Genomic DNA, 21,837 nt, shown 5'->3' with positions numbered 1-21,837 from the left:
CAAAATTTATATCGTATGTTTAGTCGCCGTGCCGGCTGCGGAGGACGAACCCGCGATTTCAAGCCTCAGCAGCCTTCTGGCGTTGTTGCCAAAAATGTTCTCGATCTCGGTTTCGCTGAATCGGAGATCACGCGCCACCCGTACTTGGTCCTGCAAGTACCGATAAGGATAGCCGCGCGGGAAGCCGATGGCGTCCGTGCCAAAAATAATTCTCTCCGGCCCGATCAGCTCATACGTTTTGCGGAACAGCGATTCCAGCGTCAATTCGTAGGGCATCCAGCGAATCCACTGATTCGAACCGGACGTGTCAATCGACACGTTCGGGCAGCTCCAGCACAAGTGGAGCAGCTCCTGGAAGTAGCCTGCGCCGAAATGCGGAATGATGAACGGAATATCCGGATACTCGCGCGCCGTATTGAAAATAGCCAGCGGATTAATATTCGGATGATGGACGATGCCTCCGGCATGGCCCAGCAGTCCGAAATGAATGAGCACGGGCAGCTTTTTTTCCGCCAGAAAAGTCCACACCGGGGCAAGCGACGGATCGTCGAACGGAACTTGCGTCAACGGGCCGAAGAGCTTATAGCCCTTCAAGCCCAGCTCGTTGACCGCCCGTTTCAGCTCCTCCGCCGCGTCCGGCGCTTCAATCGGATGGAACGCGAAGCCGGTGAACCGATCCGGATACCGCGCCAGCTGATCCGCCATGTTGTCGTTATCGAGGGCGGTTAGAAAGTTAAGTCCGCCAATGCCGTATTTGTCCAGCTCCTGCGCCCAGCGGTCAATTAGCGGAGTCGTATCATGCTCCGGATTATGCGGTTGAATCTCCGGAAAATCCCATGTGAGACGCATCCGTTCGGCACGCTCCGCCCCGTAACGGGAGATCAACTCGTGCTTTTTCTGCTGAATGCCGCCTCCTTGAATCCGATACGGCAAATGTCCGTGTATGTCATATACCTTAAATGAATGGTTGCGGAACATATGCGTTCACCTCTGATATCAGTATCTTTGAGCGGGGCCCAAAGTCACACCTTTTCATCTCAATCATTTTTTTCGCTCTTTGCTCGCTTCTCTGCTGTCCATTCCGTTAAAATGTCATCCAGCGCCTTCATCGCCGCTTCTTGCTTTTGCGCCTCTTCCTCCAGCCACGCGCGATGCTCCGCCTGCCTTTTGGCCTGCTCGCCCAATGCTCGCCGCAGCTCTTCTGGCGCGGGTCCGCCTCGGAGAGTACGGATGCGCACGAAGCGCTCCGGATCAAGCGCGAGATGGAATGCTTCAGCCGATAGCTTGAGCGGCTGCTTAAGACCAGCGGCTGCAGCCGCTTCTTTCAAAGAAGACAGGCTTAGACCGCGAACGCGTTCTCCCCGCTCAGCCGCCTTGGCGACAAACTTGCTCACAATGGAGTGGGCAAGCCGGAAGCTTAGCCCTTCCTCCCGAACGAGCGTATCCGCGAGCTCCGTTACCGTCGCAAAGCTGTCGTAGGCGCGTTTGCGCAAAACGTCCTTATCGATCTCGAGCGTATCGATCACTTTCGCTAACAAACCGTACACGGCTTCAAGCGTGCTTAAGCTGCGCCAAGCGTAAGGCTGCAAATCATCTTCGGTATCGACAATGTCGCCGAACGGCGTATTGTGAATCATCGCGAGTACCGTCTGCGCATCGCCTGCGGCGCTTGATAGCAGCGACCGGACATGCTCGACCGATACCGGATTGCGTTTTTGCGGCATGATGGAGCTGATTTGCACATAAGGCGCGGCCACCTTAGCCACGGCAAATTCCTGCATGCACCATAGCAGCAGCTCCTGCGCGAATCTGCCCAAGCCGATCGCAGCCAGCTGCACAGCCGAAGCCGTTTCGCCGACATAGTCAGCGCCGCTTACCGCATCGTAGCTGTTCTCAATAACGCTGTTGAATCCAAGCAGCTCCGCCACCCGTTCGCGGCTAATCGCAAAGCCGGACGTTGTCAATGCTGCAGCTCCCATGCTGCTCGCATTGCAACCCTCATACGCTGATTTCAACCGGCGAATATCACGGGCCAGCGAATCTGTCACAGCCGCTGCATAGTGTCCGATCGTTGTCGGCTGCGCCTGCTGCGTATGCGTGTGGGCGATCATTATCGTCTCCGCATGCTTATCCGCGAAACGGCGAAGCGCATCATGCAGCTCAAGCGCCGCATCCATCGTGGCGGCAAGCTTCTCTCGCAGCACGATGCGATAGATGGCGATACCCATATCGTTGCGGCTTCGCGCCAGATGCAAATTGCCCGAAGCTTCCGCCGAGAGCTCGAGCAGCTGCTGCTCAACCTCGAAAAACAAATCCTCAAACTTGCCGGTATACGTTCCGCTGCGAAGTTTATGAATATCGAGGCCGAGCAGCGCCTTTGCCGTCAGCTGCGCATTCTCATTGCGCATAAGTCCGCGCTCCCGAAGCATAATGAGATGCGCTTTATGAATCGCAATCATCGGCTCGAGAAGCTGGCGCTTGGCATTGCCGTAGGCAGGCGCCAGTACCGTTCTCGCATAAGATAATCCGGGGAAAACCTTGCCCTCATCTTCCGTTGCGCGCCATTGCCGTTTTATTGCCATCTATGAATAACCCCCTGACATCAACTGTTGTATAGACTATGTAACAACCCTTTTACAGGCTTTTATTTCTATAAAAGAAGACAGCCGGAGTCGCCGCAACAGCGATCTCTCCGGCTGTCCGGTCAAGATCATATTTCATAGCGTTAACGTTAAACAAAAAAAGGCTCCGAGCTGGCAGTCCAGCATCGAAGCCTCCGGTTATCCGGTAGCGCTTTTTAATAACTTATTATTCCCAGTGGAATTGTATGTTTAGTATCGTACCACCATTTTCCACATGAAGCAACCCTTTTTTGAACAAATGCTTTATAGGTCAGATAGCTGGCCATCTCAGAACGAAGGTTACTTCTCTATCGTCCATTTTACCGAAACAGAGCCCTTTAGCTTGTTTCCGGATATAGCAATCCAGTACGTATCGGAGCGGTCAGCAGTAAACGAGAATGCATGTCCTCCAGAATCCGTAAGCGGGACAGTCTCACCGCGATCATCCAGCACACGCATGCCGTAGCCTCCGTCGTTCTCGGGATTCCAACTGATATCGCAACGGAGCGTCTCTCCATGCTTAAGCGAAATGGCAATCGCCTTTTCCCCACGGAAATACGCAAAGCTCGCCTCATATCCGTTATCCGTTCGCAGCTCCTCCCATTGCCTTGTGATCGTTAAATCAGCTTTTGCCAATACAATGAGCAGAATGAGCAGCGTCGCCGCAATTACACCCGAGAAAGGCCATTTGTAGCGCATAAAATGATAAATGCCAAAGAAAATGAGCGAGCAAGCAACACCTAGCAATCCTATAAAGACATAAAACCAATTCGCCCCGTTGTGGCTTAATAGTAGAAAAGGCAAATAACCGCCCGAAGCATATAAAAGAACTTCCAGCAGCATCCGTTTTTCTCGCCGGACTCTTGCAAGCAGCATAATGCCGTCTGCCGCCAGCGAAAACAGAATCGAATAGCCGAATAATAAGCACCAAATTATCGGCTCACTCGCAATCTCTCCCCAGCCATACAAATCCAAGCCGGCAGCCACCAGCAAAAACAGCAGAAACAAGCCGCCTGCGGCAGACAGCTTGGCGGAAAAATATGCGAAAGCTTTCGCCCACGTCGGTGTTTCCAGCATGGAACCAGCACTCCTTGTAACGATCGTATTGGATTACTGCTCCAGCTTACCAGCAAGCGTCCGAGCGAGGCAGTACTATTTTTCTTAGAACCCTCCTGCTTCCGCTATAAATAACGGTATTCCGAAAAAGCCGCTGCCTGTCCTCGAAACACGCCCTCTTCGTCAACCAAATTCCATACCAGCGTATCGATGATTGCAAAGCGCCTTCCCGTGCTTGAAATTCGGATGCCGGTATAGCCGTCGACAAAGCCATTCTCGGTTACCCGTTCGAAAAACCGGTCCCGCTCCTCGCGCGCCATCGGCTCGGCCGTTAAGCGGGAAGGCGTTGATGTCAGCTCGTCCCAGCTCATCTCCCACAGCTCCAACGCTTTTTCATTGCCGTAGTTCAACACAGGCTCCGCTTCCGTTCCATGCGACAGAATGACGAACGGCGCCTGAAAAAGCGCTTCGCTGATTCCGTTCTCTTGTGTCTTCGCGACGAGCAGATCACGTCCTGTCCACCGTTTATAACTATCCATCAGCAATCGGGCGTGCGCTTCGGTTGCACCTATGCCGTTTCTCTTTTCCATCAATTCCTTATGCCCCTTTCATTCGTAGACGACCTTCCAGCTATGGCTGCATTCTGCTCGAACCGACCTGTAACGGCGGAAATAATCAGCAAACAGCTCCGCCTGCTCAATCATCATTTCACGTACGACCGGCCGCCCGCGAAACATCTCGTAATCACCGCCTCCGCTTGCGCGATAGTTGTTCATAACGACTTCAAAGCTGTCGTCATCTGTGACGGGCTTCCCGTTTCGCGTTACCGTTGCAACCCGATATCCGACAGGCTGCCGGATATCCAGAACATACTCAATGCCCGCCCACATGTCATAATTGTAATGCTGAGGCTTGGGTTCCAAGTAAGCCGGATTAACCTGCGGCTCCCCGCTTTCATCCAGCCGAAAGTAATCGGCCGTACGCTCCAGCGCGTCGCGAATATCGCGGCCGGACAAGCGGAGCACCGTCAACGTATTCGGGAAGCGGAAATTAGCAAGCACGTCGCGCATCGTCACCTGTGCGCCAAAGCCAAGCGGCTGCTCGGCAAGATGCGCTGCAACGGACAATTCAGCACCGGAAGCCTCCATTTGCGCGCGATGGACAAACGAGATGAACGGATGATCCGCCATACGGCTCGCGATCGTCCCTTCCCTCACGCTCATATCGCCCTCTACCGTGCCAATCGGCTCGTCCAGCCATACCTGCGTTTGCCGCTCCGCTTCGTCCACAACAGCCGTCACCTGTTCGTCCGTCTCCCATTCATTTGGCGTCAGGAGCTCCGCTTTTTTCTCCCTAATTGTCCACCTGCCGTTTTCGTGCTCAAAGTCAACCGTTACTTTGCCAATCGTTTCTCCGCCAAAGCCGGGCTGAAGGACGGTGACGCCGAGCACCTCGTCCGCGATCAGCCGATGTTGATGTCCCGTTATGATTACATCGATGCCAGCTTCTTTAGCTGCCTCGCACATCGCATAGGCCTGGTTCTCCCCCGTCAGCCGCTCCGCCGCAGTACCGTCCGCCAAGCTCCGCTCAAAGCCGCCATGATAAGCGACGACGAGCAAATCAGGCTTCTCCTCTTCCCGGATATGAGCCGCCCAATGCTTCACAGTCTCTAATGCGTCTTGAAAGCGAAGCCCCTCGATATGCTCGGGGTTTTCCCAATTGGGAATGTAATGGGTCGTCACCCCAAGCACCGCTATTTTGATCGTTCCATTGTTAATCCTCTTTATGATGTAAGGCTTGCCGAAAGCAGGCTCGTCCGTGGCACGATCGACAATTCCGGCAGACAGCCACGGAAATTCCGACTCGCGAACCGCTTTCTCCAGCAGCTCCCTGCCGTAATTGAATTCATGATTTCCGAACACGGCGGCGTCATAACCGAGCTCATTCATCGCTGCAATAATCGGATGCGTTCCCCCGCAGCTCCTGCGGGCGGCGAAATGCGCTAGGGGCGTTCCTTGCAGCGCATCGCCGTTGTCGAGCAGCAATAGCTCCGGCGACGCCTCTCTTTCTCTGCGGATCATCGGAGCAAGCGCCGCAAGCGAGTCGCGGCGCCTTTCCTTCGTCGCATAATCATAAGGCACGATCTGTCCGTGCACATCGCTCGTTGCTAATAGTTGAAAACGATAGGTTGTTTGAATAGAATCGGCAGTCATCGAAATCGATTCTCCTTTTAATGCTAGATTGCCGCAGCTGACGGCAAAGCTATTTTAGCAGTGCAACCTCCTTATAATCAGCACTTTTACCTGAATTTACAAATACTTATCCTCGCGATTACGAACCGATAACAAAAATTGCCTATAGTAAACAAGCAATCAAATACAAGAAATCATTTGGAGGGTTTGAGATTGAAAAAAGTAACGGCCATACTGTTATCCCTGTTCGTATCTGTATCTCTGCTTGCCGGATGCGGCGCCAAAACCGAGAATAACGCGAATAGCAACGCAGCAAATGATGCGTCGAACGCGCCGGCTACCGCAGAAGCTACTGAAGCGCCAAAAGCGGAAGGCTATGTGCCTGAAACGCTGACGGTTCAATTCGTTCCTTCCCAAAACGCCGACACGCTCGAAGCAAAAGCGAAGCCGCTCGAGAAGCTGCTTAGCGACAAGCTCGGCATCGAGGTTAAAGTGAGCATCTCCACTGACTTTAACACGATTATTGAAGCGATGGCTTCGAAAAAAGTCGATGTCGGCTTCCTGCCTCCGACTGGCTACGTGCTTGCCAAAGAAAAAGGCGCGGCTGAAGTTATTCTTCAAGCTCAACGCTTTGGCGTAGAAGACGAGACTGGCGCTCCGACAGATAAGTTGGTCGATTTCTATAAGTCGATGATTATCGTTAAGAAAGACTCCCCGATCCAATCGATCGCTGACCTGAAAGGCAAAAAAATCGCTTATCAGAACGTTACCTCTTCAGCTGGTTTCGTATGGCCGGCAGGCAAGCTGATGGAAAGCCAGCTTGATCCGCTTAAAGACGTTGTACCGGTTACGGTAAAAGGCCATGACCAAGGCGTTATCGCCGTATTGAACGGCGACGTCGATGCCGCTGCTATTTTCCAAGATGCTCGTAACATTGTAAGCAAAGATTACCCGACTGTATTTGAAGATACACGCGTGCTGACCTTTACGGAGGCAATTCCTAACGATACGATTTCCGTTCGTTCCGACATGAACGCCGAGTGGATGGCAAAAATCCAGCAAGCATTCATCGACATCGCCGCTGACGCGGAAGGCCATGCCATTATTAAAGAAATCTACTCGCACGAAGGCTATGTAAAATCGGACGACAGCGTATTTGCCATCGTTCGCGAATACGGCGAGAAAGTAAAAACCGAGTAGCTTATCATTGCGCTGCTGCGCGCGTCAAACGAATAGCTAGCATCGCAAGAAGCCAGTACGGGCGCCGCCCGTACTGGCTGTACTTGTATTTATTATGGATGAACCTACAACCAAAGGATGGTAACGCAAAGATGAGCACAATCGAGCTGCAACATGTCACTAAGGTATACCCCAACGCGACCAAAGGGCTAAACGGCATTAGCCTGTCCATTGAAAAGGGGGAGTTTGTCGCCGTCGTCGGATTGTCCGGCGCAGGCAAATCGACGCTGCTGCGCGCGATCAATCGCCTTCACGACATTTCCGAAGGCGAAATTATGATCAGCGGCTCCTCGATTACGAAAGCCGGCGGCAAGCGGCTGCGGATGATCCGGCGGGATATCGGCATGATTTTTCAAAGCTTTAATTTGGTCAAACGCTCCTCCGTGCTGCGCAACGTGCTGGCGGGACGAGTCGGTTACCATTCCACCTGGCGAACGATTCTTGGCCTCTTCCCGAAACGCGATATCGAACTCGCTTTCAGAGCGCTGGAGCGCGTCAACATTGCCGAAAAAGCTTATGCGCGCGCCGACGAGCTGTCCGGCGGACAGCAGCAGCGTGTGGCGATTGCCCGCGTGCTGGCGCAAGAGGCGAAAATTATTTTGGCCGACGAGCCTGTCGCATCGCTTGACCCGCTTACGACAAAGCAAGTTATGGATGATTTGAAAAAGATTAATCAAGAGCTCGGCATTACGACGATCGTCAACCTGCACTTTATCGACTTGGCAAGGCAGTACGCGACGCGCATTATCGGCCTGCGCGGAGGCGAGGTCGTCTTTGACGGACCGGTGCACGAGGCGACCGACGAGCGGTTCGCCGAAATTTACGGCCGTCCGATCCAGCGGGGCGAGCTGCTTGGGGAGCTTGAGTCATGAGCGCGAACATCAAATTCAATCGGCCGAAGCCGCCAAGCCGGCTCAAGCATTATTTTACGGCAGGCCTGCTGCTGTTGTTGCTGTGGGGGAGCGCGTATAAAACCGAAGCCGACTTTGGCGAGCTGGTCGACGGGCTGGGCAATATGTTTGAGCTGCTGCGCGAAATGTTTCCTCCGAAATGGACCTATTTCGATAACATTCTGGAGGCAATGCTGGAGACGATCCGCATGGCGATTGTCGGAACGACCATCGGCGCAATGCTTGCGATTCCCGTTGCGCTGCTCTGCGCAAGCAACATCGCCGGAAGCAGCTGGATCTTCTATCCGATTCGTTTTCTGCTGAACCTGGTGCGGACGATTCCCGACCTGCTGCTGGCCGCGCTGTTCGTTGCGATTTTTGGCCTTGGCTCGCTGCCCGGCATTTTCGCTTTGACCGTCTTCTCCGTCGGTCTTATTGCCAAGCTGACCTATGAAGCGCTGGAGGCGATCGACCGCGGTCCGTTGGAAGCGATGGCTTCCGTCGGTGCCAATAAGCTCCAGATCATCGCTTACGCCGTTGTCCCTCAAATTCAGGCGCATTTCATGTCCTTTACGCTGTACACGTTCGAAATCAACGTTCGGGCAGCTGCTGTGCTCGGCCTCGTAGGGGCGGGCGGCATCGGCCATTACTACGAAGTAACGCTTGGTTTTCTGGAATATGACAAGACGAGCGTCATTATTATTTTTACATTAGCTATCGTGCTATTGATCGATTACGCGAGCGCAAAACTGCGGGAGAGACTGCTATGACGACAAAAACAGCAACAACAGTTACGAATGCTAGCAAGCCGGCTGCTGCTGCAGACTGGAATGCCCGAGTGCCGAAGCCGCGAAAAAACCGCTATCGCTGGCTTATTATCTTGGCGCTGGTCGCCGTATACGGCTGGGCGTTCGCCGGCGTGCCGTTCACCGGCTTGAAAGAGACGGCAGGACAGATTACGAAATCTATTCTTGCCGGTGTCTTTGCGCCGGATTGGGACTACGTTTATTTGCCCGACGGCGAAGATTTGCTGCGCGGGCTTCTCGATACGCTGGCCATTTCCATTGGCGGCACCTTCCTCTCTACCCTGATTTGCATCCCGTTCGCCTTCTGGTCGGCAACGAATATGAGCAGCTCGCGGGCAGTGTCCAGCTTGGGCAAAATCGCGCTCAGCTTCATTCGCACCTTCCCGGAAATCGTCATGGCCATCCTGTTTATTAAAGCGGTCGGCCCCGGCTCCTTCGCCGGCATGCTGGCGCTTGGCCTGCATTCCGTCGGCATGCTCGGCAAGCTGTTCGCCGACGAGATCGAGAACATCGACCGCGGTCCGCTCGAAGCTTTGACCGCGTCAGGCGCGAATCGGCTGCAGCTGCTCTGGTACGCCGTCATTCCGCAGGTACTGCCAGGCTTCTTGTCCTATACGCTTTACCGGTTCGAGATCAACGTGCGTTCCGCCGCAATTCTCGGCGTAATCGGGGCGGGCGGCATCGGCACACCGCTGATCTTCGCGCTCAGCACCCGCAACTGGGACCGCGTCGGCATCATTCTGCTCGGCATCGTCGTCATGATTACGGCGATCGACGCCATCTCCGGCTTCTTCCGGAAGCGGCTTATATAAAGCCCTTCGTTTCGCTTGTCTCCCGTTTGCACGGGGGTGATAAGACCTCACTCCCGCACACTTGAGATACTCTAACGGAACGAAAATCCGTTAGGGCGCGGTTTCGCGTCGATGTGGAAGGTGCGCGCCTTACGTTACGACCTCCCGTTCCGTTAGGGAGTAACTATAGAGTTACCTCGGACACTCTAACGGAATAAGAATCCGTTAGAGTGCCAACTTACGTCGAGGTGGAAGGTATGCGGCTTACGTTACGACCTCCCGTTCCGTTAGGGAGTAACTATAGAGTTACCTCGGACACTCTAACGGAATAAGAATCCGTTAGAGTACCAACTTGCGTCGAGGTGGAAGGTGTGCGGCTTACGTTACGACCTCCCGTTCCGTTAGGGAGTAACTATAGAGTTACCTCGGACGCTCTAACGGAATAAGAATCCGTTAGAGCAAGGTAAAGCGCGCCGTACGCGCGAAAAAAAAGGGTTTGAGCGAAGCCATCATGAATGACTCCGCTCAAACCCTTTTGCTTATCTATTCCATAAACTTCTCATACAACCGCAGCATCGTTACAATCGTTTGTTCTTGCGAGTATTTGCCTTGCGGATCGAACTTATTGCCCGAAACGCCGCCAAGCAGCGACAGTTGAACAGCTCGCTGTACGGCTGATTCGGCCCATGCCGATACTTTGCCTTGATCCGCGAACGACACTTTTGCCCCGCCGCTGTCTTTTCCGCCAAGGTAATCGTAAACGTTCAGCAGCAGCACTGCAGCTTGCTCCCTCGTCATTGTCGCATATGGAGAAAACTTGCCCTTGCCGGTGCCGCTAATAATCCCCTTCTCATAGGCCCAAATAATAGCCGAATCGCCGTTATTAACATCCGTGAACGGCGATTTTTTGCTGTAATAGTCACTCAGGTCCAAGGATGGGTCTAACGCGCTGAGCATCCCGACGACATAATTAACAAATTCCTCTCTCGTCACAGCAAGCGTAAGATCATTGTAATAGGGATAATTATTTACGAGTCCGTATTCGATCGCCTTCGCTATGCCTGTCTTCGCCCAAGCGCTAACTGGCTGTACGTACTCCGGCTTCATCACATATACCTGAATCGTATTATTGCCATAGCCTAAGTAACCGTCTACTGTAATGTTGACATTGCCATCCCGATGGGCGGTTACTACTCCTTTGCTGTCAACGCTTGCAATGCTGCTATCCGAAGATACGTATCTGCTCGCGCTTCCTGTGATCGGAAATTGCATCTTTTGGCCGACGAGCATCGAACGGACCGCATTCGTATTTTTGAAGCTTGCCTGCATCGTGAAGAACGATGTCGTATACGAAATCGACGTTTTTTCGCCATTCGTCATATACAGGTTGTCTATCGTCACCTGATACACATCATCTGTTTTATATGAATCTATATCGCCGGCCCGAAAAATAATAGCAAAGTCTACGCCATAATAGCTGGTGTTAATGTTAAAAAAGTTTCCTGCATAATCTCTGTCCCCGGCGTCCAGAGACCAAGATTTGTTATCCCTTTCGCGCGTAACGGTCACTTTAATCTCGCTCGTCTTTTGCTTGTCATATAGATCGGTATTCAACGATACGGACCAAGGGTCGCTCGGCGTCAGAACGTCTGCAGGAAAATTGCCTGCCGACGGCCATGCGATATAGTCATATTCGACTTCATCTTCGGCGCGCTCTCTATTAAATGCGTACATCGTAGAATAATAGCCGTACATCGAATCTGGACTGTGGGCAAGGCCAAACATCGTTTTCTTCATTTGCGGATTGATGATCCAGCGGCGATGGCCGACAGTATCCAGATTATTCGTTCCGTTGTCCGCCATATAACCGAAGAAAACCGTATCATAAAGCGAGTCCCGCCCTGCCGAGAGATTGCTGGAGGATGTCGCGTCATAGCCCAATTGGTAAAAGTCATCGGCCATGTCACTTGGCTGGCTAGGAAAATGATTAAGCTTGCCGTGGCGAGCCGTAAGCACCGCTCCTGCTTGCTGCTGCGTCTCCAGGCTCATATCAAGCGTGACGTCATCGGGAAGTCCTGCCAAATAGCGGGCAAAATTGGTTGCATTCAATGCATCCTGAAGCACATAACTGTTCAATCGGCCTGCGCTGTAAGGCGAGGTTATGTTCGGCTTTACCGCAAACAGCTTGTCCAAAGCAAATTTCTGGGGCAAATATTGCTTCCATTTGGCTTCAATATCCTGCTCGCTTCTCGATTGGACACTATTTTGTACATTGCTGCTTGCATCGGCTTGACTGGAAAAAGGCGCAGCAGCAGCTGTAACGGCAAGTACTGTGCTGAAAACCGCCGTTTTCTTCAATATGGATACAAAATTCAATTGGTTCAGTCCTCATTTCATTCCGCGCTGCAAAGATGCTAGAGCGTTTAGTTGGTATAGGGTGAAACGGCTATCGATAGATTCTTAGAATTTAAAAAAACAAAACTATTATACCATGATAATAGTTTTGTAAGGGAAAAATTGTATTTATGTTTGAAAATTATAGATTACATTCATTACCGCTTAGCACGAATTTCTTCACTAACATCCGCGATAATCTCCTGAATGCTTGATGCGCCAACATACAGCCCGGAAATGCCATGGACTTGACCATAACGGTTTACTATCGAGGTAGCAGGATCATTTCCCATGCGGCAAGTTCCCGATTCATGGTTGTCGTATCCGGGACACCAAATGCATTTTGCTGGGGGAATGGTTGCCTTTAAGACGCCAACAATGTTTCTTAAACCTTCTTCCAATCTGCTGCATCACTTCTTGATCGGAAGCACTGCAGGAGATTTATCAGGCGCCATCACCTGCACGCCGAAAACACGATCCTGCTCGAACCTGATTTGAACGGCTCTGGCATTGACGGCTAAATCAAATGCTCCAAGCCGCAGCGCTTCCCCTATGAATACGATCCAACTGAAGTAGCTGTTGTTGCAGCGATAAGTCGCATCCGGCACGCACGAGCGCAGCTTCGAAATAACCGCCCTCCCATAATTGCCGCAAAAGCATTTGATTAAAGGAATGTATCTTTTTCACCAGCGACATAGATCCTCATGTTTCACCGCTTCCTTCAATAAACTTGGGCTAACTGCTAACCTACAATCATATTCGCGAACAAAAATTTTAATGCACCCTTTGCTACCTTGGACGCTCGAATCGGAGGTTTGTCGAGATTACCTTGACGAGATAAGGTACATTTGTACCTTAGAGCTGAGGATTGCTGCTGCTTCTACACTTCTAAGGTCCATTTGTACCTTAGATGCCCAATTTGGAGGTGAGATCGAGGTTACTTTGACGAGGTAAGGTACATTTGTACCTTAGAGCTGAGGATTGCTGCTGCTTCTACACTTCTAAGGTACATTTGTGCCTTAGACGCCCAATTTGGAGGTGAAATCGAGATTACCTTGACGAGATAAGGTACATTTGTACCTTAGAACTGAGAATTGCTGCTGCTTCTACACTTCTAAGGTACATTTGCACCTTAGAAGCCCAGCGCCAAAGCAGGCCGACACTAAAGAACAAAGCCCTGACTGCGGATAGTCAGGGCTTTGTTCTTTAGTGCAGCGCGCCAAACTCGCGAAGCAGTTCCGCAACGTTAACGTTGCCTTGCCCGATCGCGAGCGCCAATGCCGTTTCTCCGCCTTCGATTCTGGCATTCACTTCAGCGCCATGCTCGATCAACAGGCGGATCAGTTCGATGTTGTCGTCATGGAATGCAGCAGAATGCAGGCAGGTATGGCCGTTGCTGTCAAAAATGTTCGTCTGCGCACCATGCTCCAATAGCAGCTTAATAACGTCCGCGTTGCGCTCTCCCGCAATTGCCGCATGCAATGCTGTATTCGATGGAATATACGAAACGCTGGAATGCGATACCGCATTAACATCTGCTCCATAATTCAACAAGACTTGAACGGCATCTTTGTTCCCGAAATGCGCCGCATAGCCAAGCGGCGTAAGGCCCTGCCCATTTTCCGTATTGGCAAGCTGCGGGTGAGACTCCAAAATGCCCTGCAGACGCGCAGCATCACCTGACTGTGCCGCTTTAAATAAATCGTTAATGAAAGGTGTCAACTCCATTATTCAGCCTCCATTTCAATGTGGAACAATTTAAATCATACCGATCCAAACCGACCGACAAGCAAGTATCGGCGATAGGATCGAATATTAAGTTCTCGCTGGAGGAGCTAGTATCCTGCAATTAAGGAATCGCAATGCTGCTGTGGCACAATAGCGTGTACTTAATCCCGTTGCGCCTCCTGCGAGCAGAATAATTTCCGGTAAGGTAAGTATCGACAATCAAGTCCCAGAACGGAATATTTTTGCTTAGCCTGCTAAGGCATTTGCGGATGGCATCCGGCTTAATGATTTTCTCCAGATCCTTTAGCGCTTCCCCGATTTTTTGCGTTTCGAGATAAGTGGCGGACATCAAGACGGTATGCGCAACATAGAACTCCGTTTGCGTAAGTTTCTCAGGCTTTCTGTTTTGGAACTGCATCACTCTGTAGTCCGGCGTGACGCAAATTTTGATCTCATTGTCCCCAATTGTCTCCTTCTCGGACAAGTAACGCTCCTGAGAAATGTACTCGTCTCTCGAAGGCGTTACCTTCAAGTACATATGGCGTTCCAGCATTTCTTGGCTATTGACTATCATACGGCTTAAGAAGTCTTCTCGTTTTGCTGCATCCGTCAAATCGTCCTCATAAAGCTCTTCCAACTCATCGACTTCTTGAATAGCCAGCTTTGCCATAAGCAGGCCGCAATTAACGGTAATAATATTCGCTATTAAACTCTGTGTAACGCTAAGGCATTTCTCGGGGCTTCCGTCCACAGCTTTTTTAAAATAATAGGCGGCTAATGCGTACTCTTTATCGGCGTACATTAAATGGCCGTACCGATAATTAGCGACAGGATGATCCTTCTGGAGCTCCAAAGCTTTTTTCAGACACCATTTCGCCGATTGCGGGTCTGGCGCCTCTGAATTTTTATACGTTTCCCCGTAGAAAACATAGAATGTAACGAGCTCGGCCCGAATCGCCTTTATCTCGATTGCGTCTCTTCGTTCCCTCGCCTCTTTTAACTTCCGCTGAAGCTCTCTTTCCTCTTCGTATGGAACCAATTGCCGCTCTTCGTCTCTCATTCTCTTACTCCTCGCTTTAGTGTGACCGCGGGTCACAGCAGCCCCTTACACTAAAACTACTAAATCAAAGGGGATGATTCAAGGGTGAACGCAACTCAACTACTTATTCGTTATGGTTTCAAAGCCTCAGATGTAAACGGAAAATTTAACGGCCAACCGAGCCATGCCGGCAAACTGCTTAACCAAACCTTGGTCAATATCGGCGCAACGATAGATGAGCTGGGTTTCGTTTCGGAACAAAGCTGGGCGGCAGCGCTCAAGACCGCTTCTAGCCAAGTTGACCGCTGCGGCGGCGAATGCCTTGTTAATCCGGTTGAGCATGAACTGCCGCTGGCGGATATCGATCTCTCTATGCGCGGCATTTGCCAATGGATGAATGCTCTTGGCATGTACACTATCCATAGCTGTGACGGACACGGCCGCCGTACTCCAACAGTAGGTACGCTGACTCGTCTCACCCGCAAGCAAATCGAGCTGTTGCGAATGATTGCTCCTGAAGGGATGGCTATACGTCCGCGAGAAAAAGCGATTGAGTTTGATTGCGGCGATCGCAAAGAGCTTCTGCTGCAGCTCGCCGAACGTCTCTATGAGATTCACTTGAATCCCTGCTCTCTCTCGCGTTACGAGGCCGAGCAGTTCAAGCATCGCTTAATCGAATGGCTGTCCGTCCCAGGCGAAAGCGGCAAAGAGGCGCAAATCAGGCAGCTTCTTCGGGGCAGGCTGCGTTCCATTGCAGACGATCTATTCGTCGACCGGGCAGGCAATTTATGTGCGGCAATCTATTGCGGCGAAGGGCCAACTGTATTGCTGTCCGCTCACATGGACATCTATCAGGAGCTGGAAAATGATCGCTGTATTATTCAAGAAGGTACAATTTTACGATCAAGCAATGGAATATTGGGCGCAGATGACCGGGCGGGCATTGCCGTTATTATGGAAGTGGCGGACAACATTCATCAACTCCAATTTAACGGCACTCTAAAGATCGCCTTTACCGTCGAGGAAGAAATCGGACTCGTCGGTTCGCAGAAGCTGGACCGCTATTTTCTGGCTGATGTCGATGCCGCCATCGTTGTTGACCGTCGCGGAACTCGTGACATCGTCACATCTTGCAGGGGTGTCATTCCTTTCTGCTCCGAAGAATACGGCATGCTGTTCGAGAAAGCTGGCCGCCTGGCCGACATGAATGATTGGAAAGTGACCGCTGGCGGCTCCAGCGACGCCAAAATTTTGGCGCAATCATTTGGCATCCCTAGCGTCAATTTGTCTGCCGGTTATATGAATGAACATACGGAATGGGAAACAGTAGATTATGTTGCCGCTTATGAGACGTCTAGATTAATTAAAAGCTTTTTGAACCAACAGCTTTCCACAGCAATAAAAACAGGAGGGCGCGATAATCTCTTACCTGACTGACGCAGTCAGGGATTTGATCGTATGGATGCCAATTGGGAAATAGCGCTGTCACGCAACGTTATTTCTTTGGGTATGACCGTTAGGGCTTTTTCAAAAACGCTATGGATAAGTAGGAATTATATGGTAAGCTTATATTTGATTCTATTATAAGGAGCGCTATAGAAACATGGATTTTTTTATTTCAACCGAAATTAAAGATACGGATAAAAGCTATGTACGAAACAAAATGATCGAGTTTAATCTTATGCATTTTCCTGATCATTTAAAGGGAAGATACGAAGAAATCAATCTTCATTTAACCGATGCGGACGGCCGCATTCTGGGCGGCATTGTCGGAGAGATATGCTGGAACTGGATGGAAATTCAATATCTATTCGTGGATGAAAGCGTACGGAAGTTCGGCTATGGAAAGAAACTGTTGGAAGCTGTTGAGAAAATCGCGAAAGAAAAAGCATGCGACTTCATCAAGCTCGATACACTGAGCTTTCAAGCATTAGATTTTTATAAAAAGCAAGGGTTCGAGGTTTATGGAGAAATCCAGAATGCCGGCGGCTATACGCATTACTATTTGAAAAAAAATTTATAGCAGGAGGACTACGGCGTGAAACGCAATCGCACGAGTGAATTGTTGAATGATGCGCGGGCTAAGGAAATTGATCTTCATCCTTTGAATGAACATCGTTACTCGGCAGCAGACAATGTTATCCTGCATGGCGATTACTGTTTTGCGATGGAGGGGTAGGCGGCAGGCACTACGATCTCTATTGGGGCATATGGACGAAGCTGGTTGAACTGACGAGTTAAACGAAGTCCTTTACCGCTGACGGATCGTGGCTGTACTGCCGAAACAAGGCTGTTTTCAGCCTTGTTTCGCTCTGCTGCTGCCGCCTCTACGCAAACAAAGCCGTTCTCGGCCTTGTTCACCTGCTCTCGGGCTAATCCTTCTCCTCGCCCTTTGTCCAGTTCAAACAAATCGTAAATATCGGAGCTTCATACTCCGCATGCACGCGATAACCCATTTGCTCCATCAGCCCTTTCACAACGGCCAGCCCTAAGCCGCTATGGTTCCCCGTCCGCGCCGGGTCTGAGGTGTAGCTCCGTTCGAACAAATGCGGGAGCGCCTCTTCCCGAAACGATGCCGCCACGTTTGAAATGACGGTTACGATGCTGCCGTCCTTTTCCCCTTGAAACAAATGCAAGGAGCGACATCCATGCTTGAGTACATTTTGCAGCACGTTCATATAAATCCGCATGACGATTTCCTCATCCGCAATTACAGGTACAGCCCCTTCTGAAAGATTAAGGACAACATCAAAAGCAGCATCCTTCATTTCCGGGTAAAAATCGGCCATAGCCCGCTTCAACAGCAGCTGTAAATCAACTTGCTTGAGCTGAATCGGATAATCTCTCGCTTCAATACGGGATAGATCATATAGTCCGTTAATGAGAGACCGCAAAGCGTTGGAACGGCGTTCTACGATGTCTAAGTATCGCTTCGTTTCCTCAGCCGTAACCTGCTCCTCCTTGATCAGCTCAATATAGCCCAGTATAGAAGTAAGCGGGGTACGCAAATCATGCGTCATGCTGGATATTTCTCTGCGCAGCTCCTGCTCCTTCCGCCCGTAAGCGATGCGGTCCTCCTGCCTTGCCGCAATAATGCGATTGACTTCAATCAGCAGCGCTTCCAGTTGTTTATCCGGAGTTTGAAAGTGAATGCGCCTGTTCGTATGGGGTTCGGACAAAAGACCGCTAATATGCCGCGCAGCCAATCGCATCGATCTGCGGAGATGTAAATAAAGCGCGGCAAAGAGGATAGCCGCTGCGCCGGTAAACACGACATACCACATCTTTTGTCACGCTCCGTTTATTTATTTGAATTCTTTCCTCATAACCGGCTTTGCGCTTGCCAGAAAAGCAACGGCTACATAGCAAATTCCGACCGCCCAGCATAGCAGCATACCGTTTGATCCCGTCCATGCATAGTCGCTGGCAGCGGCATAGGGAAAGAGCGGCACGCTGTTTACAATCTCCTGCAGCGTCGGCACTGCTCTAGCCAACAAGTAATACAGCTCGGGCAAAACGATGATCATTAAAATATAGACGACCAAGTGGCTTAGCATATTCTCGATCAGAAAACAAAGCGTGTGGGAAACAGCTAGCGCCGCAAGCGCCAAAGGCAGCATGCCTAGAATAGAAGTATTAAACCCCGTAAAATTGGTTGTTCCGTTGTTTGTCAGCATCAAAAACGCACTTGCTGTAAGCGATGCATAAGTGACAATCCAAGCGATGGCGAGAACGGCAAGCTCCAAAATCCATTTTCCGTAAAAAACAGTGCTGCGCGGTATTCCGTATGCGGCGGTATTTTTCAAAGTGCCGTCTGAGAAGTCATCCATCAGCAGCTGACTGACGATAAACGGCACAACGAAAAAGATGAGCGTCCAGCTGCCGATCGTTACCTTAAACACAAATTCCGTATTGGCATAGAGTTCTCCGCCAACTGCAGCTGTAAACATCGTCAGGAGGACCGGAGCAAAAATGCCGATCGCAAAAAAAACATACAATGCTTTTTTTCGCGCGAGCCGATATAGCTCGCTTTTTAAATAATTAGCCATTAGCGGCAGGCCTCCCAACTAGAGAAACAAAATAATTCTCTAAATTCATTCCTTTCGCTTCCACCGAAAACAGCCGGACATTGTTGCTTACCAATACCCGGTTTATTTCGTCCGCTTTGTCCAGCAGGTTGAAAACATGAATGGATTTATCCGCTTGTACGCTGTACCGAATATCGGGAAAATGATCTTCGAGCAGGGCAACCGCTCTCGCCTCTCCCCCGACAACCAGCCTAATATACCGGCTGCAGTTCTCCTCCAGCTGCTGCGCCGTCATTGCTTTGACTATTTTTCCTTGATCAATGAAAACGTAGGCGGTCGCCAAATTTTGCATCTCCGCCAGCACATGGCAGGAAATCAGCATCGTGATCTGTTTTTCCCGGTTTAATTTCAATAACAGCTCTCGAATTTCGATAATGCCCATCGGGTCAAGGCCATTGATCGGTTCGTCGAGCACAAGCAAGTCCGGATGGTTCATAAGCGCGAGAGCAATGCCAAGGCGCTGCTTCATGCCGAGCGAAAAATGCTTGAACTTTTTGCGTCCGGTCTGAGTCAGGCCGACCTCTTGAAGGGCAGCATCGACCGACACTTTGCCTGGAATCCCCCTCTGAATCCGGTAATACTCCAAATTTTGCCGAGCCGTCATGTCGCTGTAAAAGCTTGGTTTCTCTACAATAGCGCCAATTCGCCGTCTCGCTTGCATCAGTCCTTCCGGTGTCGACTGCGAGAAAAGCTCGAGCTCCCCGCTTGTAGGCATCGTCTGTCCCGCAATCATCTTTAGCAGAGACGTTTTTCCGGCGCCATTCTTGCCTACCAGCCCTACAATCTCACCCTTCGTTATGGATAGACTGACGGGATGCAGTGCGGTAAATGCCCCGTATTGCTTTGATAATTGATTGGCCATCAATATGGTATTCGCTTGCATCAATTCATCACCTCGTCATCCACTTTACCTGAAAGGCGGCAAACAAGTACTTAACAAAGCGTAAAGGAATCTATAAAGAAAGTATAAAGCTAGACCATTTTAAAGCCGATTCCCCATACCGTTTCGATGTAGCTGCCGTCGGGATTGCTTCTGGAAAGCTTGCTGCGCAGGTTGCTGACATGGACGTTAATCGTGTTGTCCTCCACCGCATACTTTTCCTTCCATACCATTTGAAAAAGCTCTTCCCGCGTGAACACTTTGCCGGGGGAACGGACGAGAATAGCCAAGATGTCGAACTCTTTGGAGGTTAGGGTTAATGGCTTGCCTGCCGCCGCTGCTGACCGTGAAGACAAATCCAGAACAAGGTCTTGATAGGCAAGTAAACCTGGAGCAGCTTGAGCTGCCTGTTCAGCTGAACTAAAATCGTTGCAGCGCCGCAAGCATGCCTCAATCCGGGCCAGCACTTCTTCTTTAATGAAAGGCTTTGTAATATAATCATCCGCGCCGCTTTTAAGCGCTTCAACCTTCGCTTGCGTTTCCGTTTTTGCCGAAATGACGATGACGGGCATAACCGAGCTGCTGCGAATGTCGCGAATAAGCGCTTCGCCGGACAACCCGGGCAGCATCAGATCCAACAGCGCAAGGTCGTAACGCTTCATCGACAACAGCAGCTTCGCTTCACTTCCAGAAAACGCCTGCTCCGTCTTGTAGCCATTCTTAGCTAACAGGATACACAATAGCTGATTAATATCCGCATCGTCTTCCACAACCAATATATGAAAAGGCATAGACTCCCCTATCCTGCTCATATTTTATCGTTCGCATTGCCCAAATTGAAATTTTGGAAAATCGTTTGCAACGCCTGATTAACCTCGTGATATTTAAACTCATGCTCGACTAATTTCTTCATCCGTTCAACAACGTGATCGCTGTCCGACCAATCGCTTATTTCAATGCTTTTCGTTCGTATTTTGTTGAAGCTGCCGTCCACTTTTTTGAGCGCGTTTGCCTTTATGGAGAACAAATTTTCATGATCATGATCTACGATATGGTTCAATACTTGTAAACGTAAATGGCCATCGCTAATTGGGCCTACCTCTAGGATCAATCTCAGCCTATTCTCTTCAGCAGCAAAAAAGTAGGTAATCGGCCTTGGAGATCTCCAATTTTGAGTAAGCCGCGGAAGCCACTGATCAAATGTGTCCGGGATGAACCAATATTGCGTATCGCTCAAGAAAAATTCAGCATCCTCGCCGTGTCCGATACATTTAAGATCATCTTTAAGCACTTCAACAGCTTGGTTCAGCGTCGAAATCGAGGTTACGCCGTACTTGATGATCGTCTCGATTGCATCTTTGTGATGCTTGTAGATTTCTTTGCAAAGCTTTATTAGCTGCTCGTCCTGCATTGTAAGTACCTCCAATGTTTGCGTGTAATAGTGGATAAAATCAAATATTTTGGCGTTCATATTATTGTTATGCAGATCCAGAATCGACTTTAAAATGTTCAAAATATCGCAGTGTCCTAAACTGTAATACTCAGGATTAGGCGCTTCGTCTCCGTGCAAAGTTAAATATACAGGAATAATGTGTTTAACATTCGGATACGTTTCTTTGACAATCTGCAAATACTTCTGCAACTGGTGCTCGGCTAATCCCGCATGGACTTTGTTTTCTATAAAGAAAACAAAATCATTTTTCTTCGAAACGACGAGAATATCGATATTTCTCCACTCGCGCAATATTTCTGCATCATGCAAGCTGCCTAGTAAAATATCCGAAACCTGCAGGTTGTGATTGGCAATCTGTACTGCACCGCAAAGAACCTCTGCTGTTATTTTTTTTAGCACCAAGTCCCCTAAGAAATGATTGTCCTTCGGATTCAATAACCACGCCAATATGTTGGAGTGTCTAATTTCGAAATGATCCACTTTCAGCACACTAAACGGATTGAATTCATTAATTTTAGATTCCAATTGCTCTAGCATCTGATTATTCACTACAAATCTATTAATTTGTTGAAATATATCCTGATCATTATTCATTAACCAAACTCCAATCTTCGGTCTATTCGATTCCAGAATAAGAAGCGCCCCAGAGGAAGCCTCTGA

The 21,837-nt window shown here is 50.1% G+C and carries 22 protein-coding genes; 7 read left to right on the top strand and 15 right to left on the bottom strand.

The annotated features are described in order from the left end of the window. Nucleotides 1-6 precede the first annotated feature (6 nt). The 5 genes from GOM71_RS04805 to GOM71_RS04785 all read right to left on the bottom strand — a co-directional run bounded on the left by GOM71_RS04805 (nucleotide 7) and on the right by GOM71_RS04785 (nucleotide 5,890). Entirely contained in the window at nucleotides 7-978 is a 972-nt protein-coding gene (locus GOM71_RS04805) for an amidohydrolase family protein (protein ID WP_156278625.1), read from the bottom strand. Nucleotides 979-1,037: 59 nt separating this feature from the next. Beyond that, on the bottom strand, nucleotides 1,038-2,582 hold the full coding sequence (argH, locus tag GOM71_RS04800; RefSeq protein ID WP_156278624.1) for an argininosuccinate lyase: 1,545 nt from the start codon (nucleotides 2,580-2,582) through the stop codon (nucleotides 1,038-1,040). Between the two features lie 339 nt (nucleotides 2,583-2,921). Next, the gene (locus GOM71_RS04795; RefSeq protein ID WP_156278623.1) at nucleotides 2,922-3,698 is read right to left on the bottom strand and encodes a hypothetical protein; all 777 of its coding nucleotides are present in this window, start codon (nucleotides 3,696-3,698) and stop codon (nucleotides 2,922-2,924) included. 104 nt (nucleotides 3,699-3,802) lie between these two features. Next, on the bottom strand, nucleotides 3,803-4,267 hold the full coding sequence (locus GOM71_RS04790) for an MEKHLA domain-containing protein (RefSeq protein WP_156278725.1): 465 nt from the start codon (nucleotides 4,265-4,267) through the stop codon (nucleotides 3,803-3,805). Nucleotides 4,268-4,285: 18 nt separating this feature from the next. Continuing rightward, a complete protein-coding gene (locus GOM71_RS04785; RefSeq protein ID WP_156278622.1) occupies nucleotides 4,286-5,890 on the bottom strand; it encodes a bifunctional metallophosphatase/5'-nucleotidase in 1,605 nt (534 codons plus the stop codon). 192 nt (nucleotides 5,891-6,082) lie between these two features. Between GOM71_RS04785 and GOM71_RS04780 the strand changes: the two genes are divergently transcribed. The 4 genes from GOM71_RS04780 to phnE (GOM71_RS04765) all read left to right on the top strand — a co-directional run bounded on the left by GOM71_RS04780 (nucleotide 6,083) and on the right by phnE (GOM71_RS04765) (nucleotide 9,616). Beyond that, entirely contained in the window at nucleotides 6,083-7,069 is a 987-nt protein-coding gene (locus GOM71_RS04780) for a phosphate/phosphite/phosphonate ABC transporter substrate-binding protein (protein WP_156278621.1), read from the top strand. 131 nt (nucleotides 7,070-7,200) lie between these two features. After that, nucleotides 7,201-7,980 carry a phosphonate ABC transporter ATP-binding protein gene (gene phnC, locus GOM71_RS04775; RefSeq protein ID WP_156278620.1) on the top strand — a complete coding sequence of 260 codons (780 nt, stop codon included), beginning with the start codon at nucleotides 7,201-7,203 and terminating at the stop codon, nucleotides 7,978-7,980. Next, nucleotides 7,977-8,768 (top strand): phosphonate ABC transporter, permease protein PhnE, encoded by a 792-nt coding sequence (gene phnE / locus GOM71_RS04770; RefSeq protein ID WP_156278619.1) that lies wholly within the window; start codon nucleotides 7,977-7,979, stop codon nucleotides 8,766-8,768. The genes phnC and phnE (GOM71_RS04770) overlap by 4 nt, the downstream gene beginning before the upstream one ends. Next, entirely contained in the window at nucleotides 8,765-9,616 is an 852-nt protein-coding gene (gene phnE / locus GOM71_RS04765) for a phosphonate ABC transporter, permease protein PhnE (RefSeq protein WP_156278618.1), read from the top strand. Before phnE (GOM71_RS04770) ends, phnE (GOM71_RS04765) begins: the two co-directional genes overlap by 4 nt. 522 nt (nucleotides 9,617-10,138) lie before the next feature. Here the strand turns inward: phnE (GOM71_RS04765) and GOM71_RS04760 are convergent. The 5 genes from GOM71_RS04760 to GOM71_RS04740 all read right to left on the bottom strand — a co-directional run bounded on the left by GOM71_RS04760 (nucleotide 10,139) and on the right by GOM71_RS04740 (nucleotide 14,777). Beyond that, a complete protein-coding gene (locus GOM71_RS04760) occupies nucleotides 10,139-11,971 on the bottom strand; it encodes an S-layer homology domain-containing protein (RefSeq protein ID WP_156278617.1) in 1,833 nt (610 codons plus the stop codon). A gap of 176 nt (nucleotides 11,972-12,147) precedes the next feature. After that, entirely contained in the window at nucleotides 12,148-12,390 is a 243-nt protein-coding gene (locus GOM71_RS24840) for a GMC oxidoreductase (protein ID WP_156278616.1), read from the bottom strand. 9 nt (nucleotides 12,391-12,399) lie between these two features. After that, nucleotides 12,400-12,597 (bottom strand): hypothetical protein, encoded by a 198-nt coding sequence (locus GOM71_RS04750; RefSeq protein ID WP_156278615.1) that lies wholly within the window; start codon nucleotides 12,595-12,597, stop codon nucleotides 12,400-12,402. A gap of 598 nt (nucleotides 12,598-13,195) precedes the next feature. Next, the gene (locus GOM71_RS04745) at nucleotides 13,196-13,717 is read right to left on the bottom strand and encodes an ankyrin repeat domain-containing protein (RefSeq protein WP_156278614.1); all 522 of its coding nucleotides are present in this window, start codon (nucleotides 13,715-13,717) and stop codon (nucleotides 13,196-13,198) included. A gap of 121 nt (nucleotides 13,718-13,838) precedes the next feature. Beyond that, nucleotides 13,839-14,777: a tetratricopeptide repeat protein gene (locus GOM71_RS04740; protein ID WP_156278613.1), complete on the bottom strand. Its 939-nt coding sequence runs from the start codon at nucleotides 14,775-14,777 to the stop codon at nucleotides 13,839-13,841. An 84-nt stretch (nucleotides 14,778-14,861) separates the two neighbouring features. On the opposite strand from GOM71_RS04740, the gene GOM71_RS24320 reads away from it, so the two are divergent. The 3 genes from GOM71_RS24320 to GOM71_RS04725 all read left to right on the top strand — a co-directional run bounded on the left by GOM71_RS24320 (nucleotide 14,862) and on the right by GOM71_RS04725 (nucleotide 16,935). After that, entirely contained in the window at nucleotides 14,862-16,193 is a 1,332-nt protein-coding gene (locus GOM71_RS24320; RefSeq protein WP_156278612.1) for a M28 family peptidase, read from the top strand. Nucleotides 16,194-16,359: 166 nt separating this feature from the next. Next, the gene (locus GOM71_RS04730) at nucleotides 16,360-16,779 is read left to right on the top strand and encodes a GNAT family N-acetyltransferase (protein WP_156278611.1); all 420 of its coding nucleotides are present in this window, start codon (nucleotides 16,360-16,362) and stop codon (nucleotides 16,777-16,779) included. Between the two features lie 15 nt (nucleotides 16,780-16,794). Beyond that, entirely contained in the window at nucleotides 16,795-16,935 is a 141-nt protein-coding gene (locus tag GOM71_RS04725) for a hypothetical protein (protein WP_156278610.1), read from the top strand. A 193-nt stretch (nucleotides 16,936-17,128) separates the two neighbouring features. Here GOM71_RS04725 and GOM71_RS04720 read toward each other — a convergent pair whose 3' ends face one another. The 5 genes from GOM71_RS04720 to GOM71_RS04700 all read right to left on the bottom strand — a co-directional run bounded on the left by GOM71_RS04720 (nucleotide 17,129) and on the right by GOM71_RS04700 (nucleotide 21,771). Next, complete coding sequence (locus GOM71_RS04720) at nucleotides 17,129-18,040, bottom strand: sensor histidine kinase (protein WP_156278609.1); 912 nt, start codon at nucleotides 18,038-18,040, stop codon at nucleotides 17,129-17,131. A 21-nt stretch (nucleotides 18,041-18,061) separates the two neighbouring features. Beyond that, nucleotides 18,062-18,805 (bottom strand): ABC transporter permease, encoded by a 744-nt coding sequence (locus GOM71_RS04715; RefSeq protein ID WP_156278608.1) that lies wholly within the window; start codon nucleotides 18,803-18,805, stop codon nucleotides 18,062-18,064. After that, nucleotides 18,798-19,727 carry an ABC transporter ATP-binding protein gene (locus GOM71_RS04710; protein WP_156278607.1) on the bottom strand — a complete coding sequence of 310 codons (930 nt, stop codon included), beginning with the start codon at nucleotides 19,725-19,727 and terminating at the stop codon, nucleotides 18,798-18,800. The genes GOM71_RS04715 and GOM71_RS04710 overlap by 8 nt, the downstream gene beginning before the upstream one ends. 89 nt (nucleotides 19,728-19,816) lie before the next feature. After that, the gene (locus GOM71_RS04705; RefSeq protein ID WP_156278606.1) at nucleotides 19,817-20,515 is read right to left on the bottom strand and encodes a response regulator transcription factor; all 699 of its coding nucleotides are present in this window, start codon (nucleotides 20,513-20,515) and stop codon (nucleotides 19,817-19,819) included. A 17-nt stretch (nucleotides 20,516-20,532) separates the two neighbouring features. Next, nucleotides 20,533-21,771 (bottom strand): PDDEXK-like family protein, encoded by a 1,239-nt coding sequence (locus GOM71_RS04700; protein WP_156278605.1) that lies wholly within the window; start codon nucleotides 21,769-21,771, stop codon nucleotides 20,533-20,535. Between the last annotated feature and the right edge of the window lie 66 nt (nucleotides 21,772-21,837).

This window comes from Paenibacillus sp. NEAU-GSW1 (assembly GCF_009737085.1).
GTDB lineage: Bacteria > Bacillota > Bacilli > Paenibacillales > Paenibacillaceae > Pristimantibacillus.
Note: the sequence above shows the minus strand (reverse complement) of the source record. Positions and strands in the feature narration are given on the sequence as shown.

Coding starts and splice junctions, on each gene's coding strand:
- phnE (WP_156278618.1), top strand. CDS start 8,765: ATGACGACAAAAACAGCAACAACAGTTACGAATGCTAGCAAGCCGGCT.
- phnE (WP_156278619.1), top strand. CDS start 7,977: ATGAGCGCGAACATCAAATTCAATCGGCCGAAGCCGCCAAGCCGGCTC.
- GOM71_RS04805 (WP_156278625.1), bottom strand. CDS start 978: ATGTTCCGCAACCATTCATTTAAGGTATATGACATACACGGACATTTG.
- argH (WP_156278624.1), bottom strand. CDS start 2,582: ATGGCAATAAAACGGCAATGGCGCGCAACGGAAGATGAGGGCAAGGTT.
- GOM71_RS04745 (WP_156278614.1), bottom strand. CDS start 13,717: ATGGAGTTGACACCTTTCATTAACGATTTATTTAAAGCGGCACAGTCA.
- GOM71_RS04720 (WP_156278609.1), bottom strand. CDS start 18,040: ATGTGGTATGTCGTGTTTACCGGCGCAGCGGCTATCCTCTTTGCCGCG.
- GOM71_RS04700 (WP_156278605.1), bottom strand. CDS start 21,771: ATGAATAATGATCAGGATATATTTCAACAAATTAATAGATTTGTAGTG.
- GOM71_RS04740 (WP_156278613.1), bottom strand. CDS start 14,777: ATGAGAGACGAAGAGCGGCAATTGGTTCCATACGAAGAGGAAAGAGAG.
- GOM71_RS04790 (WP_156278725.1), bottom strand. CDS start 4,267: ATGGAAAAGAGAAACGGCATAGGTGCAACCGAAGCGCACGCCCGATTG.
- GOM71_RS04785 (WP_156278622.1), bottom strand. CDS start 5,890: ATGACTGCCGATTCTATTCAAACAACCTATCGTTTTCAACTATTAGCA.
- GOM71_RS04710 (WP_156278607.1), bottom strand. CDS start 19,727: ATGCAAGCGAATACCATATTGATGGCCAATCAATTATCAAAGCAATAC.
- GOM71_RS04715 (WP_156278608.1), bottom strand. CDS start 18,805: ATGGCTAATTATTTAAAAAGCGAGCTATATCGGCTCGCGCGAAAAAAA.
- GOM71_RS04795 (WP_156278623.1), bottom strand. CDS start 3,698: ATGCTGGAAACACCGACGTGGGCGAAAGCTTTCGCATATTTTTCCGCC.
- phnC (WP_156278620.1), top strand. CDS start 7,201: ATGAGCACAATCGAGCTGCAACATGTCACTAAGGTATACCCCAACGCG.
- GOM71_RS04730 (WP_156278611.1), top strand. CDS start 16,360: ATGGATTTTTTTATTTCAACCGAAATTAAAGATACGGATAAAAGCTAT.
- GOM71_RS04705 (WP_156278606.1), bottom strand. CDS start 20,515: ATGCCTTTTCATATATTGGTTGTGGAAGACGATGCGGATATTAATCAG.